This window comes from Agromyces sp. NDB4Y10 (assembly GCF_001620055.1).
In the GTDB taxonomy this organism is placed as follows: Bacteria; Actinomycetota; Actinomycetes; order Actinomycetales; family Microbacteriaceae; genus Agromyces; species Agromyces indicus.
This window is the reverse complement of the sequence record NZ_LQGY01000065.1, coordinates 99,708-113,343: the sequence shown is the minus strand read 5'-3', so window position 1 is coordinate 113,343 and position 13,636 is coordinate 99,708. Positions and strand designations below refer to the sequence as shown.

The window sequence follows — 13,636 nt, the reverse complement described above, 5'->3', positions numbered from 1 at the left end:
CGCCGGGACGCGCTCGCCGCGGACCTCGCGACCGCGTCGCGCGCGCTCGCAGTGGACGCGCCGGCCGCGCGCCGCGTCGAGGCGATCCTGCTGCCGCGGTCGCTGCGCGCCGCCGGACGTGCCCTCGTCGGGCGGTCGGTGCCGCGCGGCGCGTAGAATCGTCGATCGTGGCCGTCCAGCATTCACCCTTCAGCGTCAACGTGCGCGACCTCGTCAACCGTCCCGGCGAGATGCGCGAGCAGCGCCTCGACGTCCCCGCGCCCGAGCAGTACGGCGAGGGGCTCGTCGCCGTCCGGCAGGGCTCCGAGGTCGCGGTCGACGTGCGCCTGGAGTCCGTGCACGAGGGCATCCTGGCCTCGGCGGAGGTCGATGCGACGGCCGAGGGCGAGTGCGGACGGTGCCTCACCGACATCGCGCTGCCGGTCGAAGTCGAGTTCCAGGAGCTTTTCGCGTATCATTCCGGAGAAGCTTTCGAGTATGAGGTTCAAGACGACCACGTGGATCTTGAACCGCTCATCCGAGATGCGGTGGTGCTGGCACTGCCGTTCCAGCCGGTATGCCGGCCGGACTGCCCGGGTCTCGACCCCGTGACCGGGTTGCGCCTGGCTGATCATCCGGAACTCGTCACCCCTGAGCAGACCGACCCGCGTTGGGCTGCGCTCGCGGGGTTCACGGCTTCCGAAGACGAGGGCACGGTGCCGTCCGCATCCGATGCCGACCAGAAGAGAGATTGAGAGAGAGTCATGGCTGTTCCCAAGCGGAAGAAGTCACGCGCCAACACCCACGCGCGCCGTTCGCAGTGGAAGGCCGAGGTGCCCACGCTCGTCAAGACGGTCGAGAACGGCAAGGTCACCTACAGCCTCCCGCACCGCGCTCGCGTGGTCGAGGACTCGGCGGGCACCCCGCTGTTCCTCGAGTACAAGGGCCGCAAGGTCGCCGACGTCTAGTCGGCACGAGACTCCTGAACGACCGGTCGTGAGGCGCGTCGAGCAGACGGACACCGGGGCCCCCGAGCTGGCCGAGCTGCAGCGGATGCTGCAGGTCGAGCTCGATCCCGAGCTCCTGCTCCTCGCCCTCACGCACCGGTCGTTCGCGTACGAGAACGGCGGCATCCCGACCAACGAGCGCCTCGAGTTCCTCGGCGACTCGATCCTCGGGCAGGCCGTCACGGTCCGGCTCTTCACCGACCACCCCGAGCTCGACGAGGGCGAGCTGGCCAAGCGCCGGGCGAGCCTCGTCTCGAGTGCGGCGCTGGCCGAGGTCGCGCGCACGATCGGCCTCGGGCGGTTCATCCGCCTGGGTCGCGGCGAGACGATGACGGGCGGTGCCGACAAGCCGTCGATCCTCGCCGACACCGTCGAGGCGATCATCGGCGCGGTCTACCTCGACCGCGGCGGCGACGTCGCCACCGAGTTCGTCCTGCGCCTCATCGGCCCCCTCATGGCCGACACCGAGCGGTTCGGCGCGGCCATGGATCCGAAGACGAGCCTGCAGGAGATCGCGGCCCGTCGCGGTGCGACGGCGCCCGTCTACGCGGTCGCCGAGAGCGGCCCCGACCACAGCAAGCACTTCGTCGCCACGGTCACGGTGGGCGACCTGGTGAGCGCGTCGGGCGAGGGGTCGAGCAAGAAGCAGGCCGAGATGGCGGCCGCCCTCGAGGCGTGGACCGCCCTGAACGACCGCTGACGTGCCCGAGCTGCCCGAGGTCGAGGTCGTCCGGGCCGGGCTCGCGCCCGCGGTCACCGGAGCGCGCATCGCCGGCGTGGAGGTGCTCGACGCCCGTTCGCTGAAGCGCCACGAGGCGGCATCCGGCGACTTCGAAGCGCTGCTGACGGGCGATCGGATCGAGGCGGCCGTGCGCCGGGGCAAGTTCCTGTGGATGCCGCTCGCCTCCGGAGCGGCGCTCGTCGGCCATCTCGGCATGAGCGGCCAGCTCCTGCTGCGTACGCCGGACCACCCGGGCGACGACCGGCACGCCCGCATCCGCCTGCACCTCGAGCATCCCGACCACGGCGAACTGCGGGTCGACTTCGTCGACCAGCGCATCTTCGGCTCCATGGCGGTCGATCGGATGGTGCCGACCGATGACGGCGAGGTCGCCGGCCACTCCGCCGACGTGACGGGCCCGTGGGCGCGCTCGATCCCCACCCAGGTGGCGCACATCGCGCGCGATCCGCTCGATCCCGCGTTCGACGACGGCGCGTTCGCCGCCGCGCTCGCCCGTCGCGGTTCGGGCGTGAAGCGCGTGCTGCTCGACCAGGGGCTCGTGTCGGGCATCGGGAACATCTACGCCGACGAGGCCCTCTGGGCCGTCCGGATGCACGGCGAGCAGCCCGCCTCGAGCCTCAGCCGGCGCCGCGTCCGCGAGCTGCTGCAGGCGGTGCGCGAGGTGCTGCAGAAGGCGCTGGCCGAGGGGGGAACGAGCTTCGACGCGCAGTACGTCAACGTCAACGGGGCGTCCGGCTACTTCGCGCACTCCCTCAACGCGTACGGGCGGACCGGTCGGCCCTGCCCGCGGTGCGGCACGCCGATCGTGCGCGAGGCGTTCATGAACCGGTCGTCGCACCGCTGCCCGCGGTGCCAGCGCCTCCGGATGCCGCGGACCGCCCCGCCGGCGGCATCCGCCTGAGACCCGAACGGCCCGCGCACGGCGAGCGCGACGGGGGCGGCGCCGATCGTCGGTTACCGTAGTCCGCAGCGCTCGGCAGTCGGAAGGGTGGTCGTGTACCTCAAGAGCCTCACCCTCAAGGGCTTCAAGTCCTTCGCGCAGCCGACCACCTTCGCGTTCGAGCCCGGCGTCACCTGCATCGTCGGCCCGAACGGCTCGGGCAAGTCCAACGTCGTCGACGCGCTCGCCTGGGTGATGGGCGAGCAGGGCGCGAAGACGCTCCGCGGCGGCAAGATGGAGGACGTCATCTTCGCCGGCACCTCCACGCGCGGCCCGCTCGGCCGCGCCGAGGTAAGCCTCACGATCGACAACTCGGATGGCGCCCTGCCCATCGAGTACAGCGAGGTCACGATCTCGCGCACGCTGTTCCGCAACGGCGGCAGCGAGTACGCCATCAACGGCGAGCAGTGCCGCCTGCTCGACGTGCAGGAGCTGCTCAGCGACTCCGGCCTCGGCCGCGAGATGCACGTCATCGTCGGGCAGGGCCAGCTCGACCAGGTGCTGCACGCGAGTCCCGAGGACCGCCGCGGGTTCATCGAGGAGGCCGCCGGCATCCTGAAGCACCGGCGCCGCAAGGAGAAGACGCTCCGCAAGCTCGACGCCATGCAGGCGAACCTCACGCGTCTCACCGACCTCGCCGCGGAACTGCGCCGTCAGTTGAAGCCGCTCGGACGCCAGGCCGAGGTCGCGCGCGAGGCAGCGGGGATCGCCGCGGTGGTGCGCGACGCGAAGGCGCGGCTCGTGGCCGACGAGGTGGTCGAGTTGCGTCGCGCGCTCGAGTCCGCCGGCCGGACCGAGCACGAGCGGCACGCGGAGCGCCTGGTGCTCCAGCAGGAGCTCGAGCGCCACCAGGCCCACATCGAGCGGCTCGAGCAGGCGTCGGGCGGCGACGAGGTCGACCGGGCGCGGGCGGTGAGCTTCGCGCTCGAGCAGTCCGAGGCGCGCCTGCGCTCCCTCGACTCGCTCGCGCGGCAGCGCATCGCGCTGCTGTCGGCGGCCGACGAGGGCACGGATGCCGCACCCACCCTCACCCGCGCGGACATCGATGCCGCCCGCGCCGAACTCGAGGGCATCCGCGGCGGCGTCGGCGACGCGGCATCCGCTCTCGAGCAGGCCACGTCGGCGATGCGCGACGCGCGTGCGGCGCTCGACGCCGTCGACGAGGAGATCGCCGCGCAGGCGGCCCGCGTGAGCGAGTACGACCTGCGGGCGTCGCAACTGGCCGGCCGCGCCGACGCGGCGGCGTCGAAGCTCGCCGCCGTGCGGGGCGAGGTGCTCCGGCACCGCAACGCCCTCGACGCCGCACAGGCACGCCGCGAGACGGCCGCGGCCGAGCTCGCGCGCGTCGAGGCCGAGTCCGACGCCGACCCGACCGCGGAGACCGACCTCGACGAGGCGTACGAGCTCGCCCAGGCGGCGGTGTTCGAGGCCGAGGGCGAGATCGAGCGGCTCCGCGAGGCCCTGCACGACCGGGAGCGCAAACGCGACGCCCTCGGCGCCCGCGTGAGCGCGCTGTCGCTCGCCCTCGACCAGAAGGACGGCTCGGCCGCCCTCGCCCGATCGGGCACCGCCGGAGTCCGCGGCCTGCTCGCGGAGCACCTCCGCGTCGAGCCCGGGTACGAGGCGGCGGTCGCCGCGGCGCTCGGGTCGCTCGCCGAGTCGGTCCTCGTCGACGACCGCGCGGCCGCGCTTCGGGCTGTGGCGGTCGCCGCCGACGACGACCTCGGCCGCGTCGCCCTCACGATCGCCGAACCGGGCGCCGCGCCCGCGAGCCCGCACGCCGTGGCCGGGCTCGTGGCCGCCGCCGACGTCGTGAGCGCCCCGCCGGGCGTGCTGGGCCTGCTCGGCGAGGTGCTCATCGCCGACGACCTCGACGCCGTGCGCGCCGCCGAGGCGGCGCTCGCCGCGCTCGAGCGTCCGGCGACGGTCATCACCCGCGACGGTACCGTGGTCGGTCGCTACGTCGTCCGCGGCGGATCCGGCCGCACGCAGAGCCGAATCGAGCTGCTCGCCGAGCGCGATCGGGCCGAGGCCCGGCTCGAGGAGGTGCGCGCCGACATCGAGCGCGCCCGCTTCGACCTCGACGAGCAGCGCGGCATCGCCGAGCACGCGAAGTCGCAGTCCAAGCAGGCGCTCGCCGCCCTCCGCGAGTTCGACGCGAAGCTCGCCCAGCGCACCGAGGCGCTGAATCGCGCTCGCGTGCAGGCCGAGGCGGCGGCGGGGGAGACCGAGCGGCTGGCGGAGGCCCTCCGCACGGCGGAGGAGCGCATCGCCGAGGCCGAGCAGGCCGCCGCCGACGCGAAATCGGAGCTGGAGGCCGCGCGAGCCGAGCCGCGCCCCGTGCTCGAGGCCGATCGCCGCGACGGCGCCCTCGTGGCGCTCGAACGCGCCCGCGAGGGCGAGGTCGAGGCGCGCCTACGCCTGGAGACGGCGCGCGAGCGCGTGCGGGCCGAGGAGGCGCGGATCGCCGCGATGGAGCGCCAGCACGAGGCCGAGCGGCACGCCGCGGATGAAGCCGCCCGCCGCGCGGTGGTCCGCCGGGCCCAGCTCGAGGCCGCGAGCCGCGTCGCCGAGGTGCTGCCGCCCGTGCTCGCTTCCGTCGGCGCGTCCGTGGCCGAGGCGCGGGTCGCGCTCGCCGCCGCGGAAGCCGAGCGAGCCAGCCGCAACGAGGAGGTGCACGCGGCCCGCCGGGCCGAGGCATCCGTTCGCGAGCGCCTGCACGCGGTCACCGAGGACGTGCACGGGCTCGAGCTGCGCATCTACGAGAAGAAGCTGCACGTCGCCTCGCTCGTCGAGCGGGCCGAGAGCGAGCTCGGCCTCGGCGAGGCCGTCTTGGTCGCCGAGTACGGGCCCGAGCAGCCCATCCCCGTCGACGGCGACCCGGACGCCGAGCCGCGCCCGTTCGACCGCGCGGAGCAGCAGAAGCGGCTGCAGGCCGCCGAGCGCAAGCTCGCCCAGCTCGGCCGCGTCAACCCGCTCGCGCTCGAGGAGTTCGCGGCGCTCGAGCAGCGGCACCAGTTCCTCACCGAACAGCTCACCGACCTGGCGAACACGCGCAAGGACCTCCTCACGATCATCGAGGAGATCGACGGCCGCATGGAGTCGATCTTCCGGTCGGCGTTCGACGACACGCGCGAGGCGTTCGCCGAGGTGTTCCCGATCCTCTTCCCCGGCGGCGAGGGGCGCATCGCGCTCACGAACCCCGACGACCTGCTCACGACCGGCATCGAGGTGAGCGTGAAGCCCGCCGGCAAGAAGATCGAGCGCCTCTCGCTGCTCTCGGGCGGTGAGCGCTCGCTCGCGGCGGTCGCCCTGCTGCTCGCGATCTTCAAGGCCAGGCCGAGCCCGTTCTACATCATGGACGAGGTCGAGGCGGCGCTCGACGACGCCAACCTCGGCCGCCTCCTCACCACGTTCGAGGACCTCCGCGAGTCGAGCCAGCTCATCGTCATCACCCACCAGAAGCGCACGATGGAGATCGCCGACGCGCTGTACGGCGTCTCCATGCGCCAGGACGGCGTCTCGGCGGTGGTCGGCCAGCGCGTGCGCGACGAGGTCGAGGCGAAGGCGAGCTGAGCCCGCCCCCGCCCGTCGTCCTCAGGTGAGGCGGCGGTCGCCCGGTGCGAGGATCCGGAACCAGCGGTACCCGTACGCGTCGAGCTGCACCTCGGCACGGCCGCGGTCGTCGAGCTCGTCGACGCCGGTCTCGAACAGGTCGGAGAGCACGGCGCCCTCCGGCACGTCGCCGAACTCGAGCGTCACCGTCACCGGTCGCGGCGCGAAGTTGTGCACGGCCGTGAAGCGCAGGTGGTCGGCGGTGATGCGATGCGCGATGACCGCGGGCTCGCCCGTGTCGAGCAGCTCGAAGCGCCCCCACCCGATCTCGGGCGAGCTGCGGTACCGCGCGACGAACCCCTTGATGGTCGACAGCAGCGAGTCGGGGTCGTGCATCTGCGCCTCGACGTTGACGTGCTCCGGTGCGTACCCGTCCGACGGGGGCGTCGCGACGAGGCTCCGCGGCGCGGCGCGCGAGAACCCGCCGTTCTCGCCCGCCGACCACTGCATGGGCGTGCGGACCGCCTGGCGCTTCTCCTGCTCGCCGTTCTCGCCCATGCCGATCTCCTCGCCGTAGAACAGCACGGGCGTGCCCGGCAGCGAGAACATGAGGCTGTAGACCATGCGGATGCGGCGCGGGTCGCCCTCGAGCATCGGGGGCAGCCGCCGCACGATGCCGCGGCCGTACACGCGCATCCACTCCTCCGGGGCGAAGGCCTCGAAGACCTCCTCGCGCTCCGGATCGCTGAGCTTGTCGAGCGTGAGCTCGTCGTGGTTGCGGACGAAGTTCGCCCACTGCTTCTCGGGGGCCAGCTGCGGCCTGCGGGCGAGCGTCTCGACGAGCGGCGTCGCGTCGTGCCGGGCGAGCGCGAGGTAGAGCCGCTGCATGGCCTCGAAGTCGAACTGCAGCGTCAGCTCCTCGGGGTCGCCGTCGCGGCCGAAGTAGTCGAGCTGCTCCTCGTACGTGAGGTTGACCTCGCCGAGCAGGATCGCCTCGCTCGCACGTCGCTGGAGGTAGCGGCGGAGGTCGCGCATGAGCTCGTGCGGATCGCCGACCTCCTCGCCGTCGGGCGGTTCGATGAGGAACGGCACGGCGTCGACGCGGAACCCGGAGATGCCGAGCTGCAGCCAGAACCCGACGGTCTTCGCGATCTCGTCGCGCACCACCGGGTTCGCGATGTTGAGGTCGGGCTGGTGCTTGTAGAACGAGTGCAGGTAGTACTGGCCGGTCGGCTCGTGCCACTCCCAGACACCCTCCTCCTCGCCGGGGAAGACGCTCTCGGGCGGGTCCGGAGGCACCTCGTCGCGCCAGACGTAGTAGTCGCGGTAGGGCGAGTTCCGGCTGCGCTTGGCCGACGCGAACCACGGATGCCGCTCCGAGGTGTGGTTCATGACGAGGTCCATGATGACCCGCATTCCGCGGTCCCGCGCGGCGCGGATGACTGCGACCACGTCGCCGAGGGAGCCGAACCGGGGGTCGACGTTGTAGAAGTCGGCGATGTCGTAGCCGTCGTCGAGGTCGGGCGACGGCTGGAACGGCATGAGCCAGATGCACGTGACGCCGAGCTCGGCGAGGTGGTCGAGCCGTTGCGCGAGCCCGTCGAAGTCACCGCAGCCGTCGTCGTTCCAGTCCATGAAGGTCTCGATGTCGAGGCAGTAGACGACGGCGGTCTTCCACCAGAGGTCCCCGCGATCGGTGGCGCGCACGATCAGCCCACCGCGCCCGCGCCGACGCCGGCCTTCGACAGCTCCGGCAGCACGTGCTCGCCGAACGCGTCGATGAACCCGCGCTGCTCCTGGCCGACGTGGTGCAGGTAGATGCGGTCGACGCCGAGCTCCGCCAGTTCGAGGAGCGCGTCGAGGTGCCGCGACGTGTCGGACGAGGCGAGGAGGGTCTTCGCGACGTCGTCCACGGTCGCATCGGCGGTGCGCTCGTCGAAGTCCTCGGGCTGCTCGAGCTCCCACGCGAGGTGGGCGGGCACGAGCGACTGCCGCCACTGGTCGTAGGCGATCGAGCGCGCCTCGTCGTCGGTGGGCGCCCAGCTCAGGTGCACCTGCACGCAGACCGGGCCCTTCCCGCCGGCACCGCGGTACGCCTGGATGAAGTCGCGCAGCGCGTCCGCGTCCTGGTCGACGGTGATGACCCCGTCTGCCCACGCGGCGGTCTCCTCGGCGGTCTCGGTGCTGACCGCGGCCGCGAGCAGGGCCGGCCTCGTCTCGGGCAGGCTCCAGAGCCTCGCCCGGTGCACCCGGATCAACCCGTCGTGGTCCACCTCCTCGCCCGCGAGGAGTCGCTGCATCACGTCGATGGTCTCGGCCAGCTTCGCGTCGCGGACCTCCTTGTCGGGCCATCCCTCGCCCGTGACGTGCTCGTTCATCCGCTCGCCGCTGCCGATGGCGGCCCAGAAGCGGCCCGGGAACATCTCGCCGAGCGTCGCGATCTTCTGCGCGGCGATCACGGGGTGGTAGCGCTGCCCCGGTGCGGTGACGACGCCGAGCGAGAACGAGGTGGCCTGCAGTGCGGCGCCGAGCCACGACCAGGCGTAGCCCGAATGGCCCTGCCGCAGGCTCCACGGCGCGAGGTGGTCGCTGCACATGGCGGCGCCGAATCCCGCCCGTTCGGCGTGGACGACGGCGTCGAGCAGGGCACTCGGCGGGAGCTGTTCGTGGGAGGCGTGGAATCCGACGAGGGGCATGGGGGTCTCCTTCCGCGTGGGTCCGATGCTTCCGCACCCGGGCCGAGCCGACAAGGCCTTGCAGGGCCGTCGGCTCGCCGATATGACGGGCGCGCGTCCCTGCCGCACACGGCCGGCGGATGCCGCGACGCGAGCCGCGGCATCCGCTCGCCCCTAGGCTGGTGGTCATGGCAGAACGCGCATCGTGGTCGCTCGGGGCGGCCCTCCGCAACGTGTTCGGCGCGAAGACGATCGACGAGGACACGTGGGACGACCTCGAATCGGCGCTCATCCGCGCCGACTTCGGACCGGCCGTGACCGAGGAGATCGTCGACCGCATCAAGGCGCAGGTCGAGCGGTACCGCACCACCGACCCGAGGGACGTGCAGCGGATGCTGCGCGAGCTCGTCGAGGAGCGGCTGTCGAAGTACGACCCGACGCTGAAGCTCACGGAGCGTCCCGCGGTCGTGCTCGTCGTCGGCGTGAACGGCGTCGGCAAGACCACGACCATCGGCAAGTTCGCGAAGTTCCTCCGCAACTACGGCCGGAGCGTCGTCGTCGGCGCCGCGGACACGTTCCGCGCGGCCGCCGTCGACCAGCTCGCGACGTGGGCCGAGCGCGCCGGCGCCGAGGTGGTGCGCCCCGAGCGCGAGGGCCAGGACCCCGCGTCGGTCGCCTTCCAGACCGTCGAGTACGCCAAGCGGACCGGGACCGAGATGGTCATCATCGACACCGCCGGCCGGTTGCACACCAAGGGCGGGCTCATGGACGAGCTCGGCAAGATCAAGCGCGTCGTCGAGAAGCAGGCGCCCATCAGCGAGGTGCTGCTCGTGCTCGACGCGACCACCGGCCAGAACGGGCTCGCGCAGGCCGAGGCGTTCATCCGCCACGGCGGCGTGACCGGGCTCGTGCTCACCAAGCTCGACGGCTCCGCCAAGGGCGGGTTCGTCATCGCCGTGCAGGAGAAGACGGGCCTGCCGATCAAGCTCATCGGCCAGGGCGAGGGCATCGGCGACCTCACGGGCTTCACTCCGCACGTGTTCGCGCAGCAGCTGGTCGGCTGAGGAAGGGATCTCGATGGAGCACGACTACTTCGGACTGATCGGGGACTACTGGTCGGAGGACGTCGAGTACGGCGACCAGCGCGTCGAGGTCGTGCTCGACGCCGACGCCGACTCGGTCTCGAACGCGGCGCTGGATGCCGCGGCGACCCTCGTCGGCGAGCTCGAGCTCGTCGACGACGAACTCCGCAGCGCCTTCGTCACCCAGCTCGACTCGTCGGCGTCGCCCGTCGTGCGGTTCCTCGCCGCCATGCTCGACCCCGAGCTCGAGCAGGCCGACGAGGTCGAGGCCGCGATCGGCCGCGACTCCGGCGACCGCCAGATCGACGCGCTCCGCTCCATGTCGCTGAGCCGCGTCGACCTGCGACCCGACGCCGACGAGCCCGGCGACACGTTCGCCGAGTTCGAGTACGGCCTGGCGCCGGAGGACACCGACGCCCGCCTCGTGGCGTCCATCGACATCGACCGCGAGATCGTCGACGTCCGATTCGAGGGGTGAGCCCGGGCGGCCGGTGAGCCGGGACCCAGCGGCGCCCATCTAGACTGGGGCGCATCATGGCTACGTTCGGCACCCTCTCCGATCGTCTCACCGAGACGTTCAAGAACCTCCGCACCAAGGGCAAGCTCTCCGCTGCCGACGTCGATGGCACCGTCCGCGAGATCCGGCGCGCGCTGCTCGACGCCGACGTCTCGCTCGACGTCGTGAAGTCGTTCACCGCGACCGTGCGCGAGCGCGCGCTCGGCGACGAGGTGAACCGCGCGCTCAACCCGGCGCAGCAGGTGGTGCAGATCGTCAACGAGGAGCTCGTCGGCATCCTCGGCGGGCAGCAGCGCCGGCTGCAGTTCGCCAAGAACCCGCCGACCGTGATCATGCTCGCGGGCCTCCAGGGCGCCGGCAAGACCACGCTCGCGGGCAAGCTCGCGAAGTGGCTGAAGAAGGACGGGCACACGCCGATGCTCGTCGCCGCCGACCTCCAGCGCCCCAACGCGGTCAACCAGCTCCAGGTCGTCGGCGAGCAGGCCGGCGTGCAGGTCTTCGCGCCCGAGCCCGGCAACGGCGTCGGCGACCCCGTGCGCGTCGCGAAGGATGCCGTGGCCCACGCGCAGCGCGCCCAGCACGACGTCGTCATCATCGACACCGCGGGCCGGCTCGGCGTCGACGCCGAGCTCATGAAGCAGGCCGCGAACATCCGCAAGGCGACGAACCCCGACGAGGTGCTCTTCGTCATCGACGCCATGATCGGCCAGGACGCGGTGTCGACCGCCAAGGCCTTCCAGGAGGGCGTCGACTTCACGGGCGTCGTGCTGTCGAAGCTCGACGGCGACGCGCGCGGCGGCGCCGCCCTGTCCGTGGCATCCGTCACCGGACGCCCCATCATCTTCGCCTCCACGGGCGAGACGCTCGACGACTTCGAGCCGTTCCACCCCGACCGCATGGCGAGCCGCATCCTCGACCTCGGCGACATCCTGACCCTCATCGAGCAGGCCCAGCAGGCCTTCGACGAGGAGGAGGCGCTGAAGGTCGCCGAGAAGCTCGCGACCGAGCAGTTCACGCTCGAGGACTTCCTCAAGCAGATGCAGCAGCTTCGCGGCGCCGGCTCCCTCAAGAAGATGCTCGGCATGCTCCCGGGCGCGGGCGGCATGAAGCAGCAGCTCGAGAACTTCGACGAGCGCGAGATCGTGCGCACCGAGGCGATCATCCAGTCGATGACGCCGGCCGAGCGGCGCAACCCGAAGCTGCTCAACGGCTCCCGACGCCTGCGCATCGCCAAGGGCTCCGGCATGACCGTCACCGACGTGAACCAGCTCGTGCAGCGCTTCGAGCAGGCGGCGAAGATGATGAAGACCGTCGCCCGCGGCGGCGTGCCGCAGGTGCCGGGCATGGGCCCGATCCCGGGCGCGGGCGGCTACGGCGGCGGCAAGCGCCAGGCGGCCAAGGCCAAGAAGAAGTCGTCGGGGTCGCGTTCGGGCAACCCCGCCAAGCGCGCCGCCGAGAACGCCGCGCTCGCCTCGGGCGCCACGCCGGCGGGTCCGGGCGGGGCGTCGGGTTCGGGATTCGGCCTCGGCGGCGGCGCCGCAGCCGGGGCCGGGGCCAAGGGAGCGCCGAGCGAGGAGGAGCTGGCCGCCCTCCAGAAGTTGCTCGGTCGCTGAGCCGTCTCGCGCACGCGCCGCACTAGGGTGAATCCGTGGTGCAGCGGATGCCGCATCCCGACGATCGCTTCAGGGGGACGACCATGACCACGGGCAACGCCGACTACCGCGACTCCGGTCTCGAGTTCCCACCCGAGTTCCTGCTCGGGTCGGCGACGGCGTCGTACCAGATCGAGGGCGCCGTGACCGAGGACGGCCGCGGGCCGTCCATCTGGGACACGTTCAGCCACACGCCCGGCAAGGTCTGGAACGACGACACGGGCGACGTCGCCTGCGACCACTACCACCGGTGGGAGGCCGACCTCGACCTCATGGTCGAACTGGGCCTCGAGGCGTACCGCTTCTCGATCGCGTGGCCGCGCATCCAGGCCACCGGACGCGGACCCGCGAACGAGGCCGGCCTGGCGTTCTACGAGAAGCTCGTCGACGGACTCCTCGCCCGCGGCATCCGACCCATCGCCACGCTCTACCACTGGGACCTGCCCCAGGCGCTGCAGGACGAGGGCGGCTGGACCAATCGGGCCACCGCCGAGGCGTTCGCCGACTACGCGCGCCTCGTGGGGGAGCGGCTCGGCGACCGCGTCGCCGTCTGGACCACGCTCAACGAGCCCTGGTGCTCCGCCTACCTCGGCTACGGCTCGGGCGCGCACGCTCCGGGACACACCGACGGCGCCGAGGCGCTCGCCGCCGTGCACCACCTGAACCTCGCGCACGGGCTCGCGGTCCGCGCGCTCCGCGAGGTCGTCACGAACGACCCGGAGTTCTCGATCACGCTGAACCTGCACGTGATCCGCCCCTCGGGCGAGACGGGGCACGAGGCGGCGCGACGAATCGACGGCCTCGCGAACCGCGTCTTCCTCGGCCCGATCTTCGGCGACGGCTATCCCACCGACGTCATCGAGGACACCGCCGCCGTCACCGACTGGTCGTTCGTGAAGCCGGGCGACACCGAGTTGATCGCCCAGCCCATCGACGTGCTCGGCGTGAACTACTACTCGACGGTCACCGTCCGGCTCTGGGACGGAATCTCGCCGCGCGTGAACGCCGACGGGCACAAGGACATGGGCGGGACCCCCTGGCCGGGCTCCGAGCACGTCGAGTTCCTGCAGCAGCCCGGTCCGTACACCGCGATGGGCTGGAACATCGACCCGTCCGGCCTCGAGGACCTCCTCATCGCCCTGCACGGCGCGTACCCCGAGGTGCCGCTCATGATCACCGAGAACGGCGCGGCGTTCGACGACGTCGTGACGGAGGGCCCCGACGGGCCGATGGTCGACGACCAGGACCGCATCGACTACCTCCGTCGCCACTTCACGGCCGCGCACCGCGCCATGGCGCGCGGCGTCGACCTGCGCGGCTACCAGGTGTGGTCGCTCCTCGACAACTTCGAGTGGGGCTACGGGTACTCCAAGCGGTTCGGCATCGTGCGGGTCGACTATGACACGCTCGAGCGGCTGCCGAAGGCCAGCGCGCGCTGGTTCGCCGAGCTCATCCGCACCCGCCGGATCCCGGCGTAGGGGCCGCGG

General features: G+C 72.2%; 11 protein-coding genes. 9 read left to right on the top strand and 2 right to left on the bottom strand.

The genetic code is table 11. The features are described from left to right. Window positions 1-167 precede the first annotated feature (167 nt). From AVP42_RS15320 to smc, 5 genes are all read left to right on the top strand, one after another. A complete protein-coding gene (locus AVP42_RS15320; protein ID WP_231878658.1) occupies window positions 168-734 on the top strand; it encodes a DUF177 domain-containing protein in 567 nt (188 codons plus the stop codon). A 9-nt stretch (window positions 735-743) separates the two neighbouring features. Beyond that, the gene (rpmF, locus tag AVP42_RS15315) at window positions 744-947 is read left to right on the top strand and encodes a 50S ribosomal protein L32 (RefSeq protein ID WP_067950558.1); all 204 of its coding nucleotides are present in this window, start codon (window positions 744-746) and stop codon (window positions 945-947) included. 85 nt (window positions 948-1,032) lie between these two features. Next, the gene (gene rnc, locus AVP42_RS15310) at window positions 1,033-1,686 is read left to right on the top strand and encodes a ribonuclease III (protein WP_067950590.1); all 654 of its coding nucleotides are present in this window, start codon (window positions 1,033-1,035) and stop codon (window positions 1,684-1,686) included. Between the two features lies 1 nt (window position 1,687). Continuing rightward, window positions 1,688-2,629: a bifunctional DNA-formamidopyrimidine glycosylase/DNA-(apurinic or apyrimidinic site) lyase gene (gene mutM / locus AVP42_RS15305; protein WP_067950556.1), complete on the top strand. Its 942-nt coding sequence runs from the start codon at window positions 1,688-1,690 to the stop codon at window positions 2,627-2,629. Window positions 2,630-2,722: 93 nt separating this feature from the next. Then, the gene (gene smc / locus AVP42_RS15300) at window positions 2,723-6,244 is read left to right on the top strand and encodes a chromosome segregation protein SMC (protein ID WP_067950587.1); all 3,522 of its coding nucleotides are present in this window, start codon (window positions 2,723-2,725) and stop codon (window positions 6,242-6,244) included. 21 nt (window positions 6,245-6,265) lie between these two features. On the opposite strand, the gene AVP42_RS15295 is transcribed toward smc, so the two are convergent. Both AVP42_RS15295 and AVP42_RS15290 read right to left on the bottom strand, forming a co-directional pair. Beyond that, window positions 6,266-7,930, bottom strand: a complete 1,665-nt coding sequence (locus AVP42_RS15295) for an alpha-amylase family protein (RefSeq protein ID WP_067950554.1) — start codon at window positions 7,928-7,930, stop codon at window positions 6,266-6,268. 2 nt (window positions 7,931-7,932) lie between these two features. Then, a complete protein-coding gene (locus AVP42_RS15290; RefSeq protein ID WP_067950553.1) occupies window positions 7,933-8,919 on the bottom strand; it encodes a TIGR03885 family FMN-dependent LLM class oxidoreductase in 987 nt (328 codons plus the stop codon). A 167-nt stretch (window positions 8,920-9,086) separates the two neighbouring features. On the opposite strand from AVP42_RS15290, the gene ftsY reads away from it, so the two are divergent. The 4 genes from ftsY to AVP42_RS15270 all read left to right on the top strand — a co-directional run bounded on the left by ftsY (window position 9,087) and on the right by AVP42_RS15270 (window position 13,627). After that, window positions 9,087-9,962 (top strand): signal recognition particle-docking protein FtsY, encoded by an 876-nt coding sequence (gene ftsY / locus AVP42_RS15285; protein WP_067950551.1) that lies wholly within the window; start codon window positions 9,087-9,089, stop codon window positions 9,960-9,962. A 13-nt stretch (window positions 9,963-9,975) separates the two neighbouring features. After that, window positions 9,976-10,458, top strand: a complete 483-nt coding sequence (locus tag AVP42_RS15280; protein ID WP_067950549.1) for a hypothetical protein — start codon at window positions 9,976-9,978, stop codon at window positions 10,456-10,458. Between the two features lie 56 nt (window positions 10,459-10,514). After that, window positions 10,515-12,110, top strand: a complete 1,596-nt coding sequence (gene ffh, locus AVP42_RS15275; RefSeq protein ID WP_067950547.1) for a signal recognition particle protein — start codon at window positions 10,515-10,517, stop codon at window positions 12,108-12,110. 83 nt (window positions 12,111-12,193) lie between these two features. After that, entirely contained in the window at window positions 12,194-13,627 is a 1,434-nt protein-coding gene (locus tag AVP42_RS15270) for a GH1 family beta-glucosidase (protein WP_067950585.1), read from the top strand. The last annotated feature ends 9 nt before the right edge of the window (window positions 13,628-13,636 follow it).